Annotated in this window: 21 protein-coding genes; 14 read left to right on the top strand and 7 right to left on the bottom strand. The window is 69.3% G+C overall.

Annotation, left to right across the window (positions count from 1 at the left end):
• Positions 1–302 precede the first annotated feature (302 nt).
• Positions 303–2,576 carry a bifunctional diguanylate cyclase/phosphodiesterase gene (locus tag U742_RS0106885; protein WP_051660926.1) on the top strand — a complete coding sequence of 758 codons (2,274 nt, stop codon included), beginning with the start codon at positions 303–305 and terminating at the stop codon, positions 2,574–2,576.
• A gap of 231 nt (positions 2,577–2,807) precedes the next feature.
• Complete coding sequence (locus U742_RS0106880) at positions 2,808–3,557, top strand: NNMT/PNMT/TEMT family class I SAM-dependent methyltransferase (protein WP_248310292.1); 750 nt, start codon at positions 2,808–2,810, stop codon at positions 3,555–3,557.
• Positions 3,558–3,573: 16 nt separating this feature from the next.
• Here the strand turns inward: U742_RS0106880 and U742_RS0106875 are convergent, their stop codons facing one another.
• Entirely contained in the window at positions 3,574–4,170 is a 597-nt protein-coding gene (locus U742_RS0106875; protein ID WP_248310291.1) for a DUF6101 family protein, read from the bottom strand.
• Positions 4,171–4,411: 241 nt separating this feature from the next.
• Here U742_RS0106875 and U742_RS0106870 point away from each other — a divergent pair, with 241 nt between their 5' ends.
• The 5 genes from U742_RS0106870 to lpxK are packed head-to-tail and all read left to right on the top strand — an operon-like array spanning position 4,412 to position 8,565.
• Complete coding sequence (locus tag U742_RS0106870; protein ID WP_051660925.1) at positions 4,412–5,224, top strand: 3'(2'),5'-bisphosphate nucleotidase CysQ; 813 nt, start codon at positions 4,412–4,414, stop codon at positions 5,222–5,224.
• A 33-nt stretch (positions 5,225–5,257) separates the two neighbouring features.
• Complete coding sequence (locus U742_RS0106865) at positions 5,258–5,521, top strand: DUF4170 domain-containing protein (RefSeq protein ID WP_029351369.1); 264 nt, start codon at positions 5,258–5,260, stop codon at positions 5,519–5,521.
• A 54-nt stretch (positions 5,522–5,575) separates the two neighbouring features.
• Positions 5,576–6,259: a lysophospholipid acyltransferase family protein gene (locus tag U742_RS0106860; protein ID WP_248310290.1), complete on the top strand. Its 684-nt coding sequence runs from the start codon at positions 5,576–5,578 to the stop codon at positions 6,257–6,259.
• Positions 6,252–7,547 carry a 3-deoxy-D-manno-octulosonic acid transferase gene (locus U742_RS0106855; RefSeq protein WP_029351365.1) on the top strand — a complete coding sequence of 432 codons (1,296 nt, stop codon included), beginning with the start codon at positions 6,252–6,254 and terminating at the stop codon, positions 7,545–7,547. The genes U742_RS0106860 and U742_RS0106855 overlap by 8 nt, the downstream gene beginning before the upstream one ends.
• 1 nt (position 7,548) lies before the next feature.
• On the top strand, positions 7,549–8,565 hold the full coding sequence (lpxK, locus tag U742_RS0106850) for a tetraacyldisaccharide 4'-kinase (protein WP_029351363.1): 1,017 nt from the start codon (positions 7,549–7,551) through the stop codon (positions 8,563–8,565).
• Here lpxK and U742_RS0106845 read toward each other — a convergent pair.
• Together U742_RS0106845 and xseA are read right to left on the bottom strand one after the other, a co-directional pair.
• A complete protein-coding gene (locus U742_RS0106845; protein WP_029351361.1) occupies positions 8,562–8,798 on the bottom strand; it encodes a DUF2093 domain-containing protein in 237 nt (78 codons plus the stop codon). The two genes, lpxK and U742_RS0106845, sit on opposite strands and share 4 nt — an antisense overlap.
• A gap of 108 nt (positions 8,799–8,906) precedes the next feature.
• A complete protein-coding gene (gene xseA, locus U742_RS0106840; protein WP_029351359.1) occupies positions 8,907–10,538 on the bottom strand; it encodes an exodeoxyribonuclease VII large subunit in 1,632 nt (543 codons plus the stop codon).
• 1,066 nt (positions 10,539–11,604) lie between these two features.
• On the opposite strand from xseA, the gene U742_RS0106835 reads away from it, so the two are divergent.
• Complete coding sequence (locus U742_RS0106835) at positions 11,605–12,546, top strand: glycine--tRNA ligase subunit alpha (RefSeq protein ID WP_029351357.1); 942 nt, start codon at positions 11,605–11,607, stop codon at positions 12,544–12,546.
• 24 nt (positions 12,547–12,570) lie between these two features.
• Here the strand turns inward: U742_RS0106835 and U742_RS21940 are convergent, their stop codons facing one another.
• Positions 12,571–12,993, bottom strand: coding sequence for a nuclear transport factor 2 family protein (locus U742_RS21940; protein ID WP_038360842.1), 423 nt, complete (start codon positions 12,991–12,993; stop codon positions 12,571–12,573).
• 39 nt (positions 12,994–13,032) lie between these two features.
• Positions 13,033–13,197, bottom strand: a complete 165-nt coding sequence (locus tag U742_RS23140) for a hypothetical protein (protein WP_156034157.1) — start codon at positions 13,195–13,197, stop codon at positions 13,033–13,035.
• Here U742_RS23140 and glyS point away from each other — a divergent pair.
• The 3 genes from glyS (at position 13,196) to U742_RS22850 (ending at position 16,267) form a co-directional block, all read left to right on the top strand.
• A complete protein-coding gene (glyS, locus tag U742_RS0106825) occupies positions 13,196–15,409 on the top strand; it encodes a glycine--tRNA ligase subunit beta (protein ID WP_029351354.1) in 2,214 nt (737 codons plus the stop codon). The two genes, U742_RS23140 and glyS, sit on opposite strands and share 2 nt — an antisense overlap.
• A gap of 286 nt (positions 15,410–15,695) precedes the next feature.
• On the top strand, positions 15,696–15,989 hold the full coding sequence (locus U742_RS0106820) for a DUF1294 domain-containing protein (protein ID WP_029351352.1): 294 nt from the start codon (positions 15,696–15,698) through the stop codon (positions 15,987–15,989).
• A gap of 134 nt (positions 15,990–16,123) precedes the next feature.
• On the top strand, positions 16,124–16,267 hold the full coding sequence (locus U742_RS22850; RefSeq protein WP_081852872.1) for a DUF3096 domain-containing protein: 144 nt from the start codon (positions 16,124–16,126) through the stop codon (positions 16,265–16,267).
• Between the two features lie 79 nt (positions 16,268–16,346).
• On the opposite strand, the gene U742_RS0106810 is transcribed toward U742_RS22850, so the two are convergent.
• Positions 16,347–16,736 (bottom strand): DoxX family protein, encoded by a 390-nt coding sequence (locus U742_RS0106810; protein WP_029351350.1) that lies wholly within the window; start codon positions 16,734–16,736, stop codon positions 16,347–16,349.
• A 306-nt stretch (positions 16,737–17,042) separates the two neighbouring features.
• On the opposite strand from U742_RS0106810, the gene ppdK reads away from it, so the two are divergent.
• The 3 genes from ppdK to U742_RS0106795 all read left to right on the top strand — a co-directional run bounded on the left by ppdK (position 17,043) and on the right by U742_RS0106795 (position 20,693).
• Positions 17,043–19,721 carry a pyruvate, phosphate dikinase gene (ppdK, locus tag U742_RS0106805; RefSeq protein ID WP_029351348.1) on the top strand — a complete coding sequence of 893 codons (2,679 nt, stop codon included), beginning with the start codon at positions 17,043–17,045 and terminating at the stop codon, positions 19,719–19,721.
• Between the two features lie 422 nt (positions 19,722–20,143).
• Positions 20,144–20,353, top strand: a complete 210-nt coding sequence (locus U742_RS0106800) for a cold-shock protein (protein ID WP_029351346.1) — start codon at positions 20,144–20,146, stop codon at positions 20,351–20,353.
• Positions 20,354–20,453: 100 nt separating this feature from the next.
• On the top strand, positions 20,454–20,693 hold the full coding sequence (locus U742_RS0106795) for a hypothetical protein (RefSeq protein ID WP_029351344.1): 240 nt from the start codon (positions 20,454–20,456) through the stop codon (positions 20,691–20,693).
• A 74-nt stretch (positions 20,694–20,767) separates the two neighbouring features.
• Here U742_RS0106795 and mutS read toward each other — a convergent pair whose 3' ends face one another.
• A complete protein-coding gene (gene mutS, locus U742_RS0106790; protein WP_051660924.1) occupies positions 20,768–23,524 on the bottom strand; it encodes a DNA mismatch repair protein MutS in 2,757 nt (918 codons plus the stop codon).
• Positions 23,525–23,578 lie beyond the last annotated feature (54 nt).

The raw sequence follows: 23,578 nt of genomic DNA, 5'->3' as shown, positions 1-23,578 counted from the left end.
GATTAAGTTGCGGGCTGTCTGCCCGAGAACGAAGTGAAAGATTGCTGCCCATGTCAATGCCGCAGACTCTGAAACGCAACCAAGCGTTAAGGATTTTAAGTGCAATTTTAATAAAACATTAACTATTTGTTTGCAATAGCCGGAGATCGCCGCGGCGTATAAAATTTGCGTTCCGGCGCAATGCGGGGTTTCAATGCAGGATGTTGTTCAGTTTTTGGGGGTAGAGTCGCCGTAGTTCTGCGTATTCCGCCCGTGCGGGCGGGTTTCGGAAAGCCGCCGGGGGGCGGTGCGAGTTGGTGGGAATGGCAAACGAGGCACACTCAAAGGCGGTCGGCGGAAACCTGCGCTCCCTGACCACAGCCATCGGGTCCGCGATCGCCTTCTTCGGGCTCGTGTTGATCTGCACCATCGGCTATGCCGGCTGGTCCTCGAACCGCTCGGCGATCGAAAGCGAGCGCACGCTCGTCTCCAACGCCGTCAACCAGAGCATCGCGCGCGTCCTGAGCGAGCAGAAGAGCGTCGCCTGGTGGGACGACTCGGTCCAGCAGATCGACAAGGAGCTGAACCCCGACTGGGTCGACGAGAACATCGGGCTGTTCCTGGTCGAGACCTACGGGCAGGACGAGCTCTACATCGTCGGCAGCGACGGCACGATCCGCTACGGCTATCGCTCCGAAGGGCGCATGGACCCGCCCGACCAGTTCAACCGCAAGCCGGAGATCCAGGCTCTGCTCGACGAGGTGCTCCGTCAGGCTCCCGCCCGGCTCATCGAGCGGCCCGATGCATTCGGTGCCGGCCAGAACAGCTACGCCGTGCTGCGCGGTGCCCGCGACAGCGCCCGCTGGGCCGGGCACGTGCTCTCCATCGACGGCAAGCCGGCCATCGTCACCGCCATTACCATCCGCGCCAATGTCACGCCGGACCTTGACGTCGCCGAGCCGTCCTATCTCCTGAGCGTGGTCTTCATCGATGACGAGTTCATCCAGGGGTTGGGCCGCCTGCTGCTGCTCCCGGACCTGACGCTTTCACAGGAGCGCCCGACCGACGCCAGCCTCGTCACCGAGGCCTTCGTCTCGGACGAGGGGCGCACCGCCGGCTATCTGAGCTGGACGCCGCGCCGCCCGGGCCAGGTGCTGCTTGCCGTCATCCTGCCTCTGGTGGTCCTCGGCCTGCTCGGCGCCGGCGTGCTCACCGCCACCATGCTGCGCCGGCTGAGCCGCGCCTCCACCGAGCTCGCCAACCGCGAGGCCGAGGCGGTGCACCTCGCCAAGCACGATTCCCTCTCCGGCCTGCCGAACCGGCATTTCTTCGCTGAGCGCATCTCCGGCGCCATCCACCGCCTGCGGCCCGACGACAAGCGGCGCATCGTCATCGCCTATCTCGACATCGACCGCTTCAAGGACATCAACGACACGCTCGGCCATCAGGCCGGCGATGAGTTGATCCGCGCCGTCGGCCAGCGGCTGCGCCAGCATGTGGGCAGCGCGGATTTCCTCGCCCGTTTCGGCGGCGACGAATTCGCCGTGCTCTCGACGACCGACAGCGATTCCGGGGTCAGCCGCCTCGCCGGCCGCCTGATGGAGGCTTTCCAGGAGCCGTTCCCCGTCGGCGGCCAGAGCGTGCACATCACCGCCTCGGTCGGCCTCAGCTCGGCGCCCGACCACGGCATGAGCGGCGACACGCTGATGCAGAGCGCCGACATCGCCCTCTATGCCGCCAAGGGCGCCGGCCGCAACCAGACCATGGTGTTCTCCGACGAGATGGCGCAGGACGTGCAGCGCCGCCGTACCGTCGAGACCGACCTGCAGGCGGCGATCCGCGGCAACGAGCTCACGCTGCACTACCAACCGGTGATCTCCTGCGCCTCCAACCGCATCACCGGCGTGGAGGCGCTGCTGCGCTGGAACCACCCGACGCAGGGCTCGATACCGCCCTCGGTCTTCATTCCGGTGGCCGAGGAGGCCGGGCTCATGCCGGCGCTCGGCGCCTGGGTGCTGGAGCGCGCCTTCGCCGACTACGCCCGGCTGCCGAACATCGACGTCTGCATCAACCTGTCGCCCGCCCAATTGCGCAGCGGCAGCATTCGCAACCATCTGACCGAGCTCGCCCGCCGCCATGGCGTGCTGACCCACCGCATCGTCTTCGAGATCACCGAGACGGCGCTGATGAATTCGTCCTCCGCCACCCGCGAGACGATGAACTTCATCCGCGCCATGGGCTTCCAGCTCGCGCTCGACGATTTCGGCACCGGCTATTCGAGCCTGCGCTATCTGTGCGACTACAAGTTCGACCGGCTGAAGATCGACCGTTCCTTCGTCAGCGAGATCAACGACACCGGCAACGCGCTCGCCATCGTGCAGTCGGCGGTGCAGCTCGGGCGCAATCTCGGCATCGACGTGGTGGCGGAGGGCGTGGAGAGCGAGGCGGAGGCCGCCGCCATGCGCTTCCTCGGCTGCACGGCGATGCAGGGCTATTATTTCGGCCGGCCGGTGCCGCTCGACGTGCTCAAATCGACCATGCTCGAGGCGCAGGCCAGCCAGCCGCCGGTCAATGCCCGCTCGGCGCAGGCCGGGTAGGGTTCTTTTCCGTTCGGGCGGAACCCGCCGTCATCCGTGCACATCCCGCCGCGGGCGATTCCCTCCTGGCCCAAAGGCCATTAGGATGCGCCCCGCCACCTGGAGCCTTTCCCGCGAAAGTTGATCGGCTTTCGCGATCGGGAAATGCTCCGGCCTGTTGAATCAAGAGCACTTTCCTGTCGATCAGGTGATTTCACCTGATCGATAAGGGCTCTAACGCGGAGGATGCACGTGTCGTCAGGAAACGCGGATCTCGACGAGGAAGCCTGGGCCGAGTTCGATTCCGAGGCTTACTTCCTGCATTATTACGAGGATCCGCACCCGGACGACGATCTCGTCGTGCGCATGACCTGCGAGGCGATCAAGCGCATCGAGGCCGACCGGCCGCTCGACGCCATCGACGTCGGCACCGGCCCGAACCTCTATCCGATGTTCTGCGCGCTGCCGCGCGCTCGCTCGCTCACCGCCTTCGAATATTCGCGCAGCAACGTCGCCTGGCTGAAGGCCGAGCTGGAGAAGACCGAGGTGCGCCCGCAATGGACGCATTTCTGGAAGGTCGTGCGCGACGCCTACGGGCCGGGCTGGGAGCTGCCGGACGATCCGGTCGCCGCCGTGCGCGAGAAGGCCACCATCAGCCAGGGCTCGATCTACGACCTGCCCGAGCGCCAGTGGGACGTGGCGACGATGTTCTTCTGCGCCGAGGCGGTGACCAACGTGCAGGCGGAGTTCGACCGCGCCTGCGCCTGCTTCGCCCGCGCCGTGCGGCCCGGCGGCACGCTGATCGCGGCGTTCCTGTTGAAATCGGAGGCCTATATCGTCGCCGGCCGGCAATATCCGGTCATGACGCTCACGGTGGAGTCGCTGTTCAACACCTTCTCGGCGGTCGCCACCGACATCGTCACCGAGAAGATCGGCATCGTCGAGCACGAGGTGCGCAGCGGCTACACCGGCATGGTGTTCCTGACCGCCAAGGCGAAGTGAGCTTCCAGGACGGCCCTCAGTCCCGCGCGAAGAGCTCGCATTCGCCGCGATGCACGGCTTGGCCGGTGAGCGGCCGGCCGGCGGCCCGCCGCCGGTAGACGGTGGGGCGGCGCCCCTTGAGCGCCCCGCGCCGGCGCCGGCGCGGCTTGTCCTCGGCCACCGTCAGGCGTCCGAGCATCGGGTAGGCGGGTTCGAGCCGCCCGTCGGCATGCGTCATGAGCATGGGGCGGCCCAGCTCGGCGCTCCAGCGCCGCCACTGCGCCACGACGTCGTCGGCATGGCCGGCCGAATAGAGCGTCACCGTCAGGGCCGGATCCTCGTGCTCCAGCACGAGCGAGACGCCCTCGTCATCGCCATAGGGATCGAGCAGGCGAACCGCGATGCCGGCATAGTCGGCGAGCGGCAGCTCCAGCCGCATCGGCGTGCCCGCCACGCGCCGGCGCATCACCAGCCGGTCGTGGTGGAGCTCGACGCTGCGGATATGTTCGTCGGCGCCGCCATCCGTGTCGACCAGTTGCAGCGGCCATGCGATGCCGTGCGCGAGAAGGTCGGTCTCGACATAGGCGGGCCATTGGGCGGGAAGGCTCCCGCCCACTCCGATATGACGCCTCATAAGCACTCCCCTGCCGGTCTATATGGCTCTGTGGCCCCGGTCATGAGGCGAGACTAGCGGGCGATCCTCCCGTCGGCCTTAAGGGAAATGGTTGATCCTTTCTTTGTGGGCCGATTCAGGGCTCGAAGCCGATCTATGCTTGACGGAATCTTGCCATGCCGGCGGCCGTCGGGCTGCGGCAAATGAAGATGCGGCCGGTGCGCGGCTTGCATACGCTCGCCTGCACGCCTAATCCCCTCACATGGCCGAAGCCTCCACACCGCCCGCATCCGGCGAGGATCTGCTCGCCGATCCGTCGCTTGCCGCCCGGCATCTGTCCGATGCCGTCGCGGCGGCCGGCGCGGTGGCGCTCGCCATGTTCCGTACCGGGGTGAAGTCCTGGTCGAAGGCTAACGACTCTCCGGTCACGGAAGCCGACATCGCGGTCGATTCCATGCTGCGCGAGCAGCTCACCGCGCTGGCGCCGGATTACGGATGGCTCTCCGAAGAGACCGTCGACGATCCCGCCCGGCTGGCGCGGTCGCGGCTGTGGATCGTCGATCCGATCGACGGCACCCGCGCCTATATGGCCGGCCGCCCCGACTGGGCGGTCGCCGCCGCGCTGGTCGAGGCAGGCCGTCCGGTCGCCGCGGCGCTGTTCGCCCCTGTGACCGACGAGCTTTTTGTCGCGGTCGCCGGCGCCGGCGCCACCCGCAACGGCCAGCCGATCCGCGTCTCCGGGCTCGGCCAGGTCGCCGGCGCGCGGATCGACGGACCCGCACCGCTGCTCGACCGCCTCCGTTTCGATGAGCCGGTCGAGCGGGTGCCGCGCATCCGCTCGCTGGCGTTGCGCATCGCGCGGGTGGCAACCGGCGAGCTCGACGCGGCCTTCGCCTCGCCCAATGGACACGATTGGGACCTTGCCGCCGCTGACCTTTTGGTGCACGAAGCGGGGGGGCGTCTAACCACCATGGACGGGGTCCCGCTCGCCTACAACGCAGCCGTGCCGCGCCACGGTGCTCTGGTTTCGGCCGGCGCCGCGCTGTACCCGTACATGGCGCGCGCGGCCCGCTGACCGGGCTCGACACGCATTCCTTGGACGATCGGCATGACAGAGACTTCGCAGGAGCCCCAACTGCTCCATCTGGTGTTCGGCGGCGAGCTTGAATCGCTCGAGGGGGTGCGGTTCAAGGACCTCGCCGATCTCGACATCGTCGGCATCTACCCGAACTACGCGACCGCCCGCGCCGCCTGGAAGGCGAAGGCGCAGCAGACGGTCGACAACGCGCATATGCGCTACTTCATCGTGCATCTGCACCGCCTTCTGGACCCGGAGACCGGCCTCTCGCCGCCGACCGGCACCGGCGGCTAGGCATCCACAGAGCCGATGTGGCGTAGGCTGCGTACCTCGCGGAGCGTCCGTACCGTGCTCGGCAAGAGCATGGCGGGCTATCTGAGCTTCGTCTGGCGGACCCAGCGCGTGGTGCTGGAGCCGCCCAATCTCTATGATCTCGTCGAGCTTCAGCTACCGCTGATCCTCACCTTCTGGCACGGACAGCATTTCCTCACCCCCTTCTTGGTCAAGCCGCACCATCGCGCCCGTGTAATGATCTCGCGCAGCCCCGACGCCGACGTGAATGCGATCGCCGCCGAGACGCTCGGCATCGCGGCGGTGCGCGGCTCGGGCGCGCAGGGGCGCGACTTCCGCCTCAAGGGCGGCTTCAACGCGACGCTGGAGATGATCCGGCACCTGTCCGAGGGCACCAATGTCGCGATGACCGCCGACGTGCCGAAGATCGCCCGCGTCGTCGGGCTTGGTGTCATCACCATCGCCAAGCATTCCGGGCGGCCGATCTACCCGGTCGCCGTTGCCACGCAGAACCGCATCCTCGCCAGGAGCTGGGACCGCGCGGCGATCCATCTGCCCTTCGGGCGCACCGCCGTGGTGGCCGGCGACGGCGTGCGGGTTCCCCCCGATGCCGACGCGGCGATGCTGGAGGCCAAGCGCCAGGAGCTGCAGCGTCAGCTCGAAGAGATCACCGCCCGCGCCGAGGAACTCGTCGGCCGTCCGCCGGCGAAGAGCGACGTTCCGGGGAAGGCTGGTGGCTAAGCCGCGCACCACCCTGCCGATCCGGCTCTACCGGATGGCCACACGCCTGGCGACGCCCTTCGTGCGGCTGATGCTCGCTGGCCGCCTGCGCCGCGGCAAGGAGGACCCCGCGCGGCTCGGCGAGCGCTTCGGCATCGCCAGCGCTCCGCGCCCCAAGGGGCCGCTGATCTGGGTGCACGGCGCCAGCGTCGGCGAGATGATCGCGGTGATGCCGCTGATGGACCGGCTGCGGGCGCGCGGCTTCCGCGTGCTGCTGACCTCCGGCACCGTGACCTCGGCGCGGCTCGCCGCCGACCGGCTGCCGCCCGACATCGTGCACCAGTTCGTGCCGCTCGATTCGCCGCGCTTCCTGCGCCGCTTCCTCAAGCACTGGCGGCCCGACCTCGTGCTTCTGGTCGAATCCGAGCTGTGGCCGAACCTCATCATGGAGGTGAATGCGCGCGGCACCCCGCTGATGCTGGTGAACGCCCGCATGTCGCCGCGCTCCTTCGCCAAGTGGCTGCGGCTGAAGCGCAGTGTCGCGGCGCTGCTGGCGCGCGTCGACATGTGCCTCGTCCAGGGGCGCGGCGACGGCGACCGGCTGGCCAGCCTCGGCGCCACCCGCGTCTCCGTCACCGGCAACCTCAAATTCGACTCGCCGCCGCCGCCCGTCGACCTCGTAGCCTTCGATGCCCTGCGCAAGGCGACGCAGGGCCGCCAGATGCTCGTCGCCGCCTCGACCCATCCGGGCGAGGAGGAGATCATCATCGCCGCCCACGCCATGCTGCGTCCCTCGCTGCCGCGGCTCCTCACCATCATCGCCCCGCGCCATCCTGAGCGCGGCCTCGACGTGGTGCGGGCGGCGCAGGACCTCCAGATGCCGGCGGTGCTACGCAGCGACGGCTTCCTTCCCGATCGCGGCACGCAGATCTATGTCGCCGACACCATCGGCGAGCTCGGTCTGTTCTACCGGCTCTGTCCGGTCGCCTTCCTCGGGGGCTCGCTGATCCGTCATGGCGGCCAGAACCCGATCGAGCCGATCCGGCTGGAGGCGGCGATCCTGCACGGCCCGACGGTGACGAATTTCGAGGAACTCTACGCCCGGCTCGACGAGAACGCCGGCGCCGAGCAGGTGACGGACGCCAATACGCTCGCCGACGCGGCCTATGCGCTGATGACCGACGAGACGCATCGCCGCCGCATGGTCGGGGCGGCGCAGGCGACTATCGATTCCTTCAGCGGCGCGCTTGAACGCACGCTTGCCGCGATCGACCCCTATCTGGTGCAGATCCGTCTCGAAAGGCGCTGACATGCGCGCGCCCGGCTTCTGGTGGCGGCCGGATCGAACCCTGCTCGCCACGCTGCTCTCGCCGCTCGGTGCCGTCTCCGGCGCCCGTGCGGCCGCGCGCCTCGCCCGGCCGGGCTTCAATCCCGGCGTTCCGGTGATCTGCGTCGGCAATCCGACGGTGGGCGGCGCCGGCAAGACCCCGACCGCGCTCTACCTCGCCCGCCACCTGATTGCCGCCGGCCGGCGCCCGCTGTTCCTGACGCGCGGCTATGGCGGCGCCGAGCGCGGGCCGCTGCTCGTCGACCCGCCGGCGCATTTCGCCGCCCATGTCGGCGACGAGGCGCTGCTGCTGGCGCGCGCCGCCCCGACCGTGCTGGCACGGGACCGCGTGGCCGGCGCGAGGCTCGCGGTCGAGGAGGGTGCCGACGTCATCGTGATGGATGACGGCTTCCAGAATCCGGCGCTCGCCAAGGCGCTGTCACTCCTCGTAGTGGACGCCGCCGTCGGCGTCGGCAACGGGCTGTGCCTGCCGGCCGGGCCGCTGCGCGCGCCGCTGGAGCCGCAGCTCGCGCGGGCCGCGGCGATGCTGCTGATCGGCGAGGGCGAGGCGGGGGAGGCGCTCGCCCTGCGTGCCGCGGACGCCGGGGCCGCCGTGCTGCGCGGGCGCCTCGCGCCGGATGCCCGCGTCGCCTCGCTGCTGTTCGGGAGGCGCGTGCTCGCCTTTGCCGGCATCGGCCGGCCGGCCAAGTTCTTCGAGACGCTGCGTGTCATCGGCGCCAATCCGGTGGCGGAGCACGCCTTCGGCGATCACCAGCCGCTCGGGCCGGCCGACGCCGCGCGGCTGATCGGCGAGGCGCAGGCCAAGGATCTCCTGATCGTCACCACCGAGAAGGATGCGGCGCGGCTCGCCGGCACCGAGGCGGGGCGCCTGCTCTCCGGGTTGTTCGACGTGCTGCCGGTGCGCCTCGTGCCGGACGCCGACAGCGCCCGCCGGCTCGATGCGCTGATGGCGGAGGCGCTCGCCGGACGGCCTGGCTAGGAGCCGGAAGGGCGGCGCAGGCGGTTCGGATGCAGCCGCGTGAGCACGGCTTCCGGCGAGGCATAGGCCTCCTGCAGATCGACGTTCCAGTAGCGCAGCTCGTCGAGCGGGATCGGCTGGCCGGTCACCGCGCAGCGCACGAAGGTGCCGGGCCGCACCACGCGGAAATCGCCGTCGAGATAGCGCACCTCGGCCTCGCCGGATGCAGGAGGAAAGCGTTCGAAGCGGTTCATGGCCGCTGGTGATCCTTCACGTCGATGCCGCGCCACCATAAAGGCGCCCGGCGGGCGCCGACAAGCACGGAGCCCGCGGGCGATGGATGAATGCCGCCGGCGGGCCGTTCAACTGTCGAACAAAGTGGGCTGTTCGATGGCCGGCTTCAAGCCCTTGCGCTGCCTGGGTTTGCTTTCCCCGGATTGCCGTTCGCCGGTTTTGCGGTCCTCCGCGCGGCGTTCCGGCGCGGCCTCGCCCGCTCGGCCTCCGCTGCCGGCGACGCCCGGCGCGTCGCCCGCCACCGCCGGCAGGTGGCCGTCGGCGAATTCGATGTCGAGCACGGTGCCGGCGGCGACCGCGCTGGCGCTGCGCAGTGGCCGGCCGTCCGCGTCGCGGACGAGGGCGAACCCCCGTGCGAGCACCCCTTTGTAGGAGAGCGCGCCCATGAGCTTGCCGATGCCGTCGAGCCGGCGCGCCCGTTCGTCGAGCGCGCGGCGGATCGAGGGCCGGAGCCGCCCGGCGAGGCTCCCCAGCCGGTCGCGCCCGCGCAGCAGGCGGGTGCGGTGCGCCTCGGCATTGACCCTGAAGGCGAGGTCGAGCCGCCGCCCGACTTGGGTGAAGCGCTCGCGCCGCCGCTCGACCAGCGCCGCGAGCCGAGAGGGCGAGAGCCGCGCCTCGACGCGGGCGAGCCGCACGCGATGCGCCGCCGCGTTCGCCTTGAGCGCTCGCGGCAGGCGTTGGCCGGCGACGTCCAGCCGCTGGCGCGGAATGGCGAGCAGTTCGTCGCGGCCCGGCAGCAGTCGGGCGAGCGCCCGCAATTCGGCGCGCCGCTGTTCGCCGGCGCGCGCGAGCGCCGCCCGGCGGCGAGCGTCGACGGACTGCACCTGCGCGATCAGCTCGCCGCGCACCGGCACCGCCATCTCGGCGGCGGCGGTCGGCGTCGGCGCGCGCACATCCGCCGCGAAGTCGATCAGCGTCACGTCGGTCTCGTGGCCGACCGCGGAGATCAGCGGGATGGCGCTTTCCGCCGCCGCCCGCACCACGGCCTCCTCAGAGAAGCCGAGCAGATCCTCCAGCGAGCCGCCGCCGCGCGCGACGATCAGCACGTCCGGGCGCGGGATCGGGCTGCCGGGCTCCAGCGCCAAGCCCCCGGCAGGGATGGAATTGAAGCCGCGGATGGCGGCCGCCACCTCGGCGCCGGAGGTCTCGCCCTGTACACGCACCGGCCAGACGATGACCCGCCGCGGGAAGCGGTCCGACAGGCGGTGCAGGATGTCGCGGATCACCGCGCCGGTCGGCGAGGTGACGACGCCGATGACGCGCGGCAGATAGGGCGGGCGGCGCTTGCGCTCCGCCGCGAACAGGCCCTCGGCGGCGAGCCGGCGCTTGCGCTCCTCCAGCATCGCCATGATGGCGCCGGCGCCAGCGAACTCGATCTGGTCGATGACGATCTGGTAGGACGACTTGCCGGGGAAGGTTGTGATGCGCCCGATGGCGACCACTTCCAGCCCTTCCTCGGGGCGCACCTTCAGCCGCGACATGGTGCCCCGCCACACCACGGCGTCGAGCCGGGCATTGGCGTCCTTCAGGCTGAAATAGGCGTGGCCGGAGGAGTGCGGCCCGCGATAGCCGGAGATCTCGCCGCGCACCCGCACATGGCCGAAGGCGTCTTCCACCGTGCGCTTCAGCGCGCCGGAGAGCTCCGAGACGGTCCAGTCGGGTGCGTTGGAGGGCGGCGATTCGCCGGCAATGTCGACCATGGCGTCTTCATAGATGGTTTCGGCGGCGGGCGGAATTGCGGCGCCCCGACCGCTGGTCCTCCCGGACAGCCGCAGGCATCGCCAGCCTCTGCCTCGCCTCTCCTCTGCCTTCGCCGCCACCCCTGCCCCTCGTCATCCTGAGGTGCTCGACTACAGGTCGAGCCTCGAAGGACGCAAACGGCCGATGCAGGGCACGGGCCTTGGCTCGTGGCACCAGCCTGCATGCTTCGAGGCCGGCCTGACGGCCGGCACCTCAGCATGACGGAGGCCTGTTCCGGGCGGGCGGAGACGGCGACGCGGTGGCCCGCTCCCGCCAGCGCCTCTCCCCCAGCACCAATCGCCCCGCGCCCTGACCGGGCCGGGGGTGTGAATGAGGCACCTTGCGTCCTTCGGGGATGAAGGGCGCGCGGGGCACCGGGCCGGACCGCTCCGGCCGATCGCCTGCACCGGGTGATGAAAGGTGGTGCAAGCATTCAGTCAATCGTCCGATGTGCCGGTTGCCGGCGCCCCGCACGCGGTGTTTGTGAGGCTTGCTCCGCACGGCCCCCGGAGGACTGACCTTGCTATCCTCCGCTCCGGGGCGGCGCCGGTCGCCCGATGGCGATCCCTCACGGGTCCGCCTGTCGCAGCACCAGCCCCCCGCCCACCGTTGGCCGTGGTTACCCGGCCCGGGAACGTACGGCTTGGGCCGCCTCATCGCGTGGTGCGTTACTCCGCACGATAAGGCCACCGCACCCCGCCCCATCGGCCGCTCCGGTTGCGCCCCTTCAGGAAGGACGAGGTGGGGAAAGCATGGCAGCGTCGCACATAAAGAGCAAGGAAATAATTCCTAGGATCGAGTGATATCGGTGCTATTTTGCCATTCCATGCCGGCTCCGCCGTGATGGCCGGGCATGACGGCGCGTGGGGTGGGACGGAGCGGCGTGGGAGGATGGTCGAGCAGAAGGACGGGGGCGAGCGGGAGCCCGCGCCGCACCCGCCTGATGCCGCCCGCCGATCTCCGCCTTGATTGCCGCCCCCGCGCGGCATAGGTTGCGCCGCCTTCCGCAACCGCCGGCCGCCATCCATGATCGATCCCACTTTGCCGCCCCATATGCGACCCGACCGGTCGTTCCAGGGGCTCATCCTCGCGCTGCAGCGCTTCTGGGCGGACAAGGGCTGCGTGATCCTCCAGCCCTACGACATGGAGGTCGGCGCCGGCACCTTCCATCCCGCCACCACGCTGCGCGCGCTGGGGCCGCTGCCGTGGAAGGCCGCCTATGTGCAGCCCTCGCGCCGGCCGAAGGACGGGCGCTATGGCGAGAACCCCAACCGGCTGCAGCATTATTACCAGTATCAGGTGATCCTGAAGCCCTCGCCGCCGGACCTGCAGGACCTCTATCTCGCCTCGCTCGACGCCATCGGCATCGATCTGAAGCTGCACGACGTGCGCTTCGTCGAGGACGACTGGGAGAGCCCGACGCTGGGCGCCTGGGGCCTCGGCTGGGAATGCTGGTGCGACGGCATGGAGGTCTCGCAGTTCACTTACTTCCAGCAGGTCGCCGGCTTCGAATGCGCGCCGGTCTCGGGCGAGCTGACCTATGGGCTGGAACGCCTCGCCATGTATGTGCAGGGCGTCGAGAACGTCTACGATCTCAACTTCAACGGCCGCGAGGGGGCTGAGAAGGTCACCTATGGCGACGTCTTCCTGCAGGCCGAGCAGGAATATTCGCGGCACAATTTCGAGCATGCCGACACGGCGATGCTGCTGGAGCAGTTCCGTATGGCGGAAAGCGCGGCGGCGAAATATCTCGAGGCCGGCTGGCAGGACGGGTCGAAGACCCGCCATCTGATGGCGCAGCCCGCCTATGACCAGTGCATCAAGGCGAGCCACGTCTTCAATCTGCTCGACGCGCGCGGCGTGATTTCGGTCACCGAGCGGCAGAGCTACATCCTGCGGGTGCGCGAGCTCGCCAAGGCCTGCGGCGCCGCCTGGCTCGCGACCAGAGCGGGCGGCGCGCCGGCGTGAGGGCAATGAGGGCGTGACGGCGGCTTACGGCCGTGCCGCGGCGGCGGCCGCCGCGCCGTCGAAGATCTCCGTCCACTCCACCGCCTTGCCGTTCTCGAAGCGCCACAGATGCGCGATGGCGACGGTGGCCGTCTTGCCGGTGGCGTTGTAGGTCCAGCTCGCCTGTCCGAACATCGCCACCAGCTCGCCCTCGGCGACGAACGCCTCCGGCTGGAAATGCCGCATGGTCCAGGCGCCGCGCAGCGTGTCGAGATAGGCGGCGAGCCGCTCGCGCCCCTTGCCCGGCTGGGTGAATTCGAGGCCGGTTTCGGTGCCGCCGATCGGGTTGAGGCGAATATCGTCGTCGACCAGCGCGTGCCACATGCTGCAATCGCCGCCCTTGCAGGCGTCCCACGCCTGATAGGCGCGCTTCAGCCGCGCGAGGTTGTCATCCCCGGCATCGCCCATTCTCGCCTCCCCATGGCTCCCCTGACGCGACGGCCGGAACTATTGCGCCGGCGGCGCGCGCCGTCCAATGAAACCGGCGTTGCGCCGCAGGAATCCGCGCGAGGAATCCGCGCCGGCCTTGACGCGGCTGCCAAGCTGGGCGATTTCCGCCGCACCTTCCGGGCACCCGTTCCGGGACAGCGAACATGACTGGCGGCCGCGCATGCCCGATCTCCTGCTCGAACTCTTCTGCGAGGAAATCCCCGCCCGCATGCAGGCGCAGGCGGCGGAAAACCTCAGGAAGCTCGTCACCGACGCCCTGGTCGAGCGCGGCCTCGTCTATGAGGGCGCCAAGGCCTTCGTGACGCCGCGCCGCCTCGCGCTCGCCGTGCACGGCCTGCCGGCCCACCAGCCGGACACCCATGAGGAGCGCAAGGGCCCGCGCGTCGGCGCGCCGGAGGCCGCGCTGCAGGGCTTCCTGAAAGCCGCCGGGCTCGCCTCCATCGACGAGGCGACGATCGAGAGCGACCCGAAGAAGGGCGAGTTCTACGTCGCGCGCATCCACAAGCACGGGCGCCCGACGCCGGAGGTGATCGCGGCGATCGTGCCTGCAATCGTGCGCGACTTCCCCTGGCCGAAGTCGATGCGCTGGGGCGCCGCCTCGGCGAGCCCCGGCTCATTGCGCTGGGTGCGCCCGCTGCAGTCGATCCTGTGCACCTTCGGCCCGGAGACCGAGGAGCCGGAGGTGGTGCGTTTCGACGTCGACGGCATCGCGTCCGGCGACGTGACGCGCGGCCACCGCTTCATGAGCGAAGGCACGATCAGGGTGCGCCGGCTCGACGACTGGCTCACCAAGCTGGAGGCGGCCAAGGTGGTCGCCGACCGCGAGCGGCGGAAAGACATCATCCTCGCCGACGCCAAGGACCTCGCGCTGGCGCAGGGCCTCGAGCTGGTCGAGGACGCCGGGCTGCTGGACGAGATCTCCGGCCTCGTCGAATGGCCGGTGGTGCTGATCGGCGCCTTCGACGAGAGCTTCCTCGACGTGCCGGACGAGGTGATCCGCGCCACCATCCGCGCCAACCAGAAATGCTTCGTGCTGAAGGACCCGAAGACCGGCCGCCTCGCCAACCGCTTCGTGCTGGTGGCCAATCTCGCGGCAAGCGACGGCGGAACAGCCATCGTCGCCGGCAATGAGCGCGTCATCCGCGCCCGGCTCTCGGATGCCAAGTTCTTCTGGGAGACCGACCAGAAGACCAACGCGACGGTTCCGCTGGAGGAGCGTCTCGGCAAGTTCGCGAACGTCACCTTCCACGAAAAGCTCGGCTCGCAATATGAGCGCATCCAGCGCATCGCCGCGTTGGCCAAGGCGCTGGCGCCGGCGGTCGGCGCCGACCCGGAGCTGGCCGAGCAGGCCGCGCTCTATGCCAAGAGCGACCTGCGCACGGAAGTCGTCGGCGAGTTCCCCGAGGTGCAGGGCCTGATGGGCAAATATTATGCCCGCATCGAGGGCCTGCCCGAGGAAATCGCGCTGGCCGCCGAGGAGCACTACAAGCCGCAGGGACCAAGCGACCGCGTGCCGACCGCGCCGGTCTCGATCGCCGTGGCGCTGGCCGACAAGATCGACACGCTGGTCGGCTTCTGGGCCATCGACGAGAAGCCGACGGGCAGCAAGGACCCCTACGCGCTGCGCCGCGCGGCGTTGGGTGTGGTGCGGATCGTGCTGGAGAACGAGCTGCGGCTCAATCTTCGGGCATTGCTTAAGGAACTCAATCTTCAGCTATTTCCGATCGAACTGCGCGCGCACGTCTTGTATCTCATTGAACGTATCAGCCCGGTTCGATCGATTGTCGAAGAAGTAGCGCTAACGAAGTTGCTTCGAGATACGGATCCCAATTCCCCGCCGGCCATCTTTAATGATCTTTATGCCTTCATCGCCGATCGTCTAAAGGTCCACCTCCGCGAACAGGGCGCTCGCCACGACCTTGTGGACGCTGTGTTCGCGCTTCCGGGGCAGGACGACCTGCTGCTCATCGTCCGGCGCGTCGAGGCGCTGGGGCGGTTCCTCGCGACCGAGGACGGCAGGAACCTGCTCGCCGGCTACAAGCGCGCGGCGAACATCCTGCGCATCGAGGAGAAGAAGGACGGCGTCGCCTATGACGGCGGCGTCGATCTCGGCAAGCTCGACCAGCCCGAGGAGGTCGCGCTCGCTGACGCCATCCGCGAGGCCGACCCGCGCATCGAGGCGGCGCTCGTGGCCGAGGATTTCGAGGGCGCGATGGCGATCATGGCGAGCCTGCGCGCGCCGGTCGATGCCTTCTTCGAGCAGGTGACGGTGAACGCCGCCGATCCCGAGCTGCGCGCCAATCGTCTCGCTTTGCTTGGCGACATCCGTGCCATCACCCGCCGGGTGGCGGATTTCGACCGCATCGAGGGGTAGGGGCCTGCGCGCGAGGCCCGGCGCCGTCCGTGACGAGATGAGAAGGGAAGGCGGCGGAAGGGCCTTTCCCTAGGTCCCGGATCGGCGTTCCGGCTTCGCCGTCACCTGTCCGGGACACGCATCGCCCGGTTTCCCGGACAAGCTGCGCGTAGCGCAGCGCCGATCCGGGACCCAGCGGAAACGCTTTGGCCAAACCGTCCTGCCGTAGTCCTGCGCCGCGCCGCGTGACCCTCCCCATCGCCGCCCGCCGACGCATCCTTTATCATCCGGCAGCGGAGACCAGCCGATGCGCGACATCCTGTTCTATCTCGCGGGCGTCAACGCCGCCGCCTTCGGCCTGTTCGTCTGGGACAAGTTCTGCGCCGGGCGCGAGCTGAGGCGCGTGCCGGAGCGCACCCTGCTCGCGATCTCCGCGCTCGGTGGCTCGCCGGGGGCGTTCCTCGCCCAGCGGCTCGTCCGCCACAAGACGTCGAAGCAGCCTTTCCAGAAGCTGTTCCGGGCGATCGTCGCGCTGCAGGTGCTCGCCGTCGTCGGGCTGGCCGCGCTCGTGCTGAGCATCGACGGAAGTTCCGGCTTCTGACCGGCGCCGCACCGGCAGGCTCGCGGGGGAAGCGACGCGTCGGGCGGAACCTCGCGGGCCGCCGGCGATTATACCGTCGCCGCCGGCCTTGCCGCAGTGCGGCAGACCTGACCTCAGCCCGCCGGAGCCGCCTCATGCAGATCGACGTCATCACCCTGCAGCCCCTCGTCGCGCTGATCGCTGGAATCCTCATCCTGATCATGCCGCGGCTGCTCAACTACATCGTCGCGATCTATCTGATCTTCATCGGCATTTCCGGCCTGATGGGCAAATTCTGATCGCTGCCGCCGCAAACGCCAATGGCCGGGACGAGCCCGGCCATTGATGATTTTCCGACCGGCCGACCGGCCGGAATGCTCAGCCCTTGCGGGCGGCGTCGACGCTCCACGGGCCGGGGCCCGCGAAGAACAGGAACAGGAAGACGAAGCTGTAGAGCGCCGCCAGCTCGCCGCCATTGATGATCGGGAAGAAGTTCTGCGGCGCGTGGACCAGGAAATAGGCGACCGCGGTCATGCCCGAGAGGATGAAGGCGGCGGGGCGCGAGAACAGGCCGATGAGCAGCAGCGCGCCGCCGATGAGCTCGATCAGGCCGGCGATGCCCGGCAGCGCGGTCAAGCTCACGCCGGTCATCTGCGTCACCGGGAAGCCCAGGACCTTGGTGGTGCCGTGCTGGAGCACGAGCGCGGCGGCGGCGATGCGCAGGACGCTCAATATGCGCGGCGTCCAGCTCGCAAGAGTTTCGTTCATGGGTGAATACCTCAAAGATTCGCTTCGCCATCCCGGCGTCGCAGAAGGTGCCGGAACGGCAGCGCCCGCGCAATCGGCCGGCGGATGCGGCCGCGCCAATTTGGAATTGCTTCACTGCACTGCAAAAGGACGGATTGAACACGGCGGTGTGAGCGGCTAGACCATCGGCGTGGAAAAGCCTGCCCGGACCTCTCGTCGGGACCGGGCTCGAAAGGTTGATCTCACGTGCGTTCCGGGCGGGGGAGGATTTTCCATTCGCCTGGCGGCGCACACCCCACCGGCGCCCAGCAACGGGACTTTCACGACATGACGAAATGGGTCTACACCTTCGGCGACGGCACCGCGGAAGGTGCGGCGGATATGCGCAACCTGCTCGGCGGCAAGGGCGCGAACCTGGCCGAAATGTCCAACCTCGGCCTGCCGGTACCGCCCGGCTTCACCATCACCACCGAGGTGTGCACCTCCTTCTACGCCAACGGTAATGTCTATCCGTCGGAACTGAAGGGCCAGGTCGAGGACGCGCTCGCCTATGTCGGCAAGCTGACCGGCCGCCGCTTCGGCGATCCGGCGAACCCGCTGCTCGTCTCCGTGCGTTCCGGCGCCCGCGCCTCCATGCCGGGCATGATGGACACCGTGCTCAATCTCGGCCTCAACGACGAGACCGTCGAGGCGGTGGCGAAGGATTCCGGCGACGCCCGTTTCGCCTATGACAGCTATCGCCGCTTCATCCAGATGTACTCGAACGTGGTGCTCGACTTCCCGCACCATCATTTCGAGGAGGTGCTGGACGGCTTCAAGGACGCCAATTCCTACAATCTCGACACCGACCTTTCCGCGCAGGACTGGAAGGAGATCGTCGGCAAGTACAAGGCGCTGGTCGAGCACGAGCTCGGCAGGCCCTTCCCGCAGGACCCGCAGGACCAGCTCTGGGGCGCCATCGGCGCCGTGTTCGGCTCCTGGATGAACCAGCGCGCCATCGTCTATCGCCGCCTGCACTCCATCCCCGAGAGCTGGGGCACGGCGGTGAACGTGCAGGCCATGGTGTTCGGCAATATGGGCGACACCTCGGCGACCGGCGTCGCCTTCACCCGCAATCCCTCGACCGGCGAGAACGCGCTCTATGGCGAGTTCCTGATCAACGCCCAGGGCGAGGACGTGGTGGCGGGCATTCGCACCCCGCAGAACATCACCGAGACCGCGCGCATCGAGGCGGGTTCCGACAAGCCCTCCATGGAGAAGGCGCTGCCGGAGGTGTTCACCGAGTTCACCCGCATCGCCGGCGTGCTCGAGGGCCACTACCGCGACATGCAGGACCTCGAATTCACCGTCGAGCGCGGCAAGCTGTGGATGCTGCAGACGCGTTCCGGCAAGCGCACCGCCAAGGCGGCGCTGCGCATCGCGGTCGAGCTGGCCAATGACGGCGTGATCACCCGCGAGGAGGCGATCGCCCGCGTCGATCCGGCGGCGCTCGACCAGTTGCTGCACCCGATGCTCGACCCCAAGGCCGACAAGACGGTGATCGGCGCCGGCCTGCCGGCCTCGCCGGGCGCGGCTTCCGGCGAGATCGTGTTCTCCGCGGACGATGCCGAGCTCCTGAAGACCCAGGGGCGCAAGGTCATCCTGGTGCGCATCGAGACCTCGCCGGAGGACATCCACGGCATGCACGCGGCCGAAGGCATCCTCACCACCCGCGGCGGCATGACCTCGCACGCGGCGGTGGTGGCGCGCGGCATGGGCAAGCCCTGCGTCTGCGGCGCCGGCACCATCCGCGTCGACTATGCCGCCGGCACGCTCTCCTCGGGCGGGGTAACGCTGAAGAAGGGCGACATCCTCACCATCGACGGCGGTACCGGGCAGGTGATCGCCGGCGCCGTGCCGACCCTCCAGCCGGAACTGTCGGGCGAGTTCGCCACGCTGATGGGCTGGGCCGACGGCGTGCGGCGCCTGAAGGTGCGCGCCAATGCCGAGACCCCGCTCGACGCCCGCACCGCCAAGAACTTCGGCGCCGAGGGCATCGGCCTGTCGCGCACCGAGCACATGTTCTTCGACCAGGGCCGCATCAAGGCGGTGCGCGAGATGATCCTCGCCGACGACGAGAAGGGTCGGCGCGCCGCGCTCGCCAAGCTGCTCGCCGCCCAGCGTTCCGATTTCCAGGAGCTGTTCGAGATCATGGACGGGCTGCCGGTCACCATCCGCCTGCTCGATCCGCCGCTGCACGAGTTTCTGCCGCACACCGACGCGGAGATCGCCGAGGTGGCAGAAGGCCTCGGCGTGAGCCCGGCCAAGCTTGCCGCCCGCAAGAAGGAGTTCGACGAGTTCAACCCGATGCTCGGCTTCCGCGGCTGCCGTCTCGCCATCGCCTTCCCGGAGATCGCCGAGATGCAGGCGCGCGCCATCTTCGAGGCGGCGGTGGCGGCTGAGAAGTCGACCGGCAAGCCGGTGGTGCCGGAGATCATGGTGCCGCTGATCACCGGCAAAAAGGAGTTCGACCTCGTCAAGCACGACATCGACACGGTGGCGAAGAAGGTCGAGGCCGAGACCGGCACGAAGCTGGAGTATCAGGTCGGCACCATGATCGAGCTGCCGCGCGCGGCGCTGAAAGCCGGCGAGATCGCCGAGACGGCGGAGTTCTTCTCCTACGGCACCAACGACCTGACGCAGACCACCTACGGCATCAGCCGAGACGACGCCGGCACCTTCCTCGGCACCTACATCCAGAAGGGCATCTTCGAGGTCGACCCGTTCGTGTCGATCGATGTCGACGGCGTCGGGGAGCTGGTGAAGATCGCGACCGAGCGCGGGCGCGCGGTGCGTCCCAAGCTCAAGCTCGGCATCTGCGGCGAGCATGGCGGCGACCCCGCCTCGGTCGCCTTCTGCGAGGAGGTCGGGCTCGACTATGTGTCGTGCTCGCCCTTCCGCGTGCCGATCGCCCGCCTCGCCGCCGCCCAGGCCGCGCTGAAGACGCAGGCCGCCAGCCAGGCGTGATCGGCATCGTAAGTGCATGAGACGACGGCCGGGGCGAAAGTCCCGGCCGTTTGCTTTCTCGCAGCCCGATCATGGTCGGCCAACGACCATCCGGGGGCTTTCGCGGGTTCAGGGGTCCGTTCCCGGGCAATAAGGCCGCCTGCAAGCAGGCGATCCGCGACGGCATGATCGCCGCGTCGAACAAGAAACCCTTGCTCGACAATGCCCGCACGCCGGCGGCTCCGCGCCCGGAATCAAAATAGAACACCGGCAGGCTTGCGGGATTTCTCAAATATCCCTATGTTGCAAACATCGATCTTGCAAGTTGAACTTTGTTTTTGCGCCTGACGCGCTGTGGCGAGCTTCCTCTCAAATCGATGGCAACACGCCGTTTGCTGACTGGCAAGCGAGCGATTTTCTATGTCAAACGAAAGGAATTCGTCATGGTGACGGGTACGGTAAAGTGGTTCAACAGCCAGAAGGGCTATGGTTTCGTTCAGCCGGATAATGGCGGGTCGGATGTGTTCGTTCACATCTCCGCTGTAGAGCGGGCCGGCATGACCTCGCTCAGCGACGGGCAGAAGATCTCGTTCGAGATCGAGTCCGATCGCCGGACGGGCAAGCAGAGCGCCGGCAACCTGCAGGCTGCGTGACGATGCCAACGCCTTCTGACCACGGATGTACTGGCAGGGGCGGTTGAGTATCGGGGAAGGCCGGGGCTATCCCGGCCTTTTTCATTTTGGAGGACCCGCAATGGCCAACAGTCCCCGTGACGACGTCTTCAAGCCCAACCTGTCGCGCACCGAGAGCAAGGCAGAGAGCGTGTCGCGCGTCGCCAAGACGGCGATCCGGCAGGAGATCGCATCGCGCGACGCCAAGACGGCCCGACTTCGCGCGGCCCGCCTCGCGCGCGACGCCGCCGCACCCGCGCCCGAGCCGGTCGCTCCGCGCCGTTCGCGCGCGAAGAAGGCTTCGACGGCCGCCGGCGCGTAGTCCCTCCATCGACACCGGCCCAAAGCCTTGGGGTATCAAGGCCCGGCCACCAAGGCCCGGCCACCACGCCTGCGCTACCCGCCCCGCGCCGCCGCCTTCAGCTTGTACAGCGCCTCCAGCGCCTCGCGCGGGGTCATCTCGTCGGGGTCGAGCCCGGCCAACGCCGCCTTCACCGCTTCCGCCGCCGGATCGGCTTTCACCGCCGGCGCGGCGGGGGCGGGCGCGCGGTTGAGCGCGGCGAAGAGCGGCAAATCGTCAAGGATGCGCTGCGCCGGAGCGGCGCGGTCCGCCTTCTCCAGCTCGGTGAGCACCGCCCGCGCCCGCTCCACCACGGCGGCCGGCAGGCCGGCGAGCTTCGCGACCTGGATGCCGTAGGAACGGTCCGCCGCGCCGGGCACCACCTCGTGCAGGAAGACGACCTCGCCCTCCCATTCCTTCACCTTCACGGTGGCGTTGGCGAGGCGGCCGAGCCGCTGCGCAAGCGCGGTCAGCTCATGGAAATGGGTGGCGAACAGGCCGCGGCAGCGGTTCACCTCGTGCAGGTGCTCGAGGCTCGCCCAGGCGATGGACAGGCCGTCGAAGGTCGCGGTGCCGCGCCCGATCTCGTCGAGGATGACCAGCGAGCGCGCCGTCGCCTGATTGAGGATGGCGGCGGTCTCGACCATCTCGACCATGAAGGTGGAGCGCCCGCGCGCGAGGTCGTCGGCCGCGCCCACGCGGGAGAACAGCCGGTCGACCACGCCGATATGCGCCGCGCGCGCCGGCACGAAGGCGCCCGCCTGCGCGAGGATGGCGATCAGCGCGTTCTGGCGGAGAAACGTCGACTTGCCGGCCATGTTCGGGCCGGTGACGAGGAAGATGCGCCCCGCCGCCGGCCCCTTGACACCCTCGGGCGGGGACAGGTCGCAATCATTGGCGACGAACGGCCCGCCGGAAGCGCCCCGATCCTGCCGCAGCGCCTGCTCGACCACCGGATGCCGGCCGCCTTGAATCGCGAAATCGAGCCCGTCGTCGATCTCGGGGCGCACATGGTTCTCGTCCACCGCGAGCTGCGCGAGCCCGCTCGCGACGTCGACATTCGCCAGCGCCTGCGCGGCGGCGCGGATCGCGTCGGCGGAGGCCAGCACCTCGCCGGAGAGCCGCTCGAAGATCGTCTGTTCGAGGGCGAGCGCGCGTTCGCCGGCGCTGGCGATCTTGGCTTCCAGCTCGCCGAGCTCGACGGAGGTGAAGCGCACCGCCCCCGCCATGGTCTGGCGGTGCACGAAAATGCCGCTGAACGGCGGCTCGCGCAGCCGGTCCGCATTCTGCGCGCTGACCTCGACATAATAGCCGAGCACCGCATTGTGCCGGATCTTCAGGGCGCGGATGCCGGTTTCCTCGGCATAGCGCCGCTCCAGGCTGGCGACGACACGCCGGCTCTCGTCGCGCAGCGCGCGGGTGGCGTCGAGCTCGGGCTCGAAGCCGGCGCGCACGAAGCCGCCGTCGCGCCGATAGGCGGGCAGCTCGTCGGCGAGCGCGGAAGCGAGCAGCGGCGCGAGGCCGGCATCGGGCGCCTGCAGGGCGCGGGCGGCCTCGGCCAGTTCGGCGGGGGCGTCCCCGGCGCCGATCAGCCGGGCGATCGCCGCGCCCTCGTCGAGCCCGCGCCCGATGGCGGCAAGGTCGCGCGGCCCGGCACGGCCGAGCGCGAGGCGGGCGAGCGCGCGGGCGAGGTCCGGCGCGCCGGCGAGCCGCTCGCGGAGCTGCGCGCGCAAATGCGGGGCGTCGACCAGATGCTCCACCGCGTCGAGCCGAGCGGATATGCGTGCCGGCTCGGTCAGCGGCTCGGCGAGCCGGCGGGCCAGCGCCCGCGCGCCGGCCGAGGTCACGGTGCGGTCGACGGCCGCGATCAGGCTGCCCGCCCGCTCGCCCGTGGTGGTGCGCAGGATCTCGAGATTGGCCCGCGTCGCCGGGTCGATCACCATCGCCTCGCCGCCGCCCTCGCGCACCGGGGCGGCGAGCGGCGGGCGGGCGCCGAGCTGGGTGCGCTCGATATAGGCGACCACCGCCCCGGCGGCGGCGAGCTCGGCGCGCGAGAAGGCGCCGAAGGCGTCGAGCGTGGCGACGCCGAAAAACTGGGCGATACGCCGTTCGGCGCCGGCGCCGTCGAAGCTCTCCTTTGGCAGCGGCGTGACCGAGGGCAGCGCGCGCCAGAGCTCACGCAGCTCCGCCTCGTCATAGAGCGGATCGGGCACCAGCAGCTCGGCCGGCTCGATGCGCGCGAGGTCGGCGGCGAGGCGCGACAGCCCGGTCGGCGCGACGCGGAAGCTACCCGTCGAGATGTCGGCGAAGGCGATGGCGTAGACATAGCCGTCGTCCGAGGTGCCCTCGCCGCCGCGCACGCGGGCGAGCGCCGCCAGCACGTTCTCGCGCCGCGCGTCGAGCAGCGCGTCCTCGGTCAGCGTGCCGGGCGTGACCAGGCGGGTGACGTCGCGGCGCACCACGCTCTTGCCGCCGCGCTTCCTCGCCTCGGCGGGGTCCTCGGTCTGCTCGCACACGGCGACGCGATGGCCGCTCGCGATCAGCTTGTGGAGATATTCCTCCGCCCGCTCGACCGGCACGCCGCACATGGGGATGTCATCGCCCATATGCTTGCCGCGCTTGGTCAGCACGATGCCGAGCGTGCGCGAGGCGGCCTCGGCGTCGGCGAAGAACAGCTCGTAGAAATCACCCATCCGGTAGAACAGCAGGCTGTCCGGATAGGCGGTCTTGATCTCGATATATTGCGCCATCATCGGCGTCACCCGCTCGCCCTCGGCGGGCGGGGTGGCGGGGTGTTTGGCGTGTGCGTCCATGGCGCGACGCTGGCGAAGCGCGGCGCCCGGCGCAAGGCCGTCGCGGGGTTTTCC

The organism is Allobosea sp. 117 (genome assembly GCF_000702305.1).
Lineage (GTDB): Bacteria > Pseudomonadota > Alphaproteobacteria > Rhizobiales > Xanthobacteraceae > Ancylobacter.
This window is presented reverse-complemented; position numbering and strand designations above follow the sequence as displayed.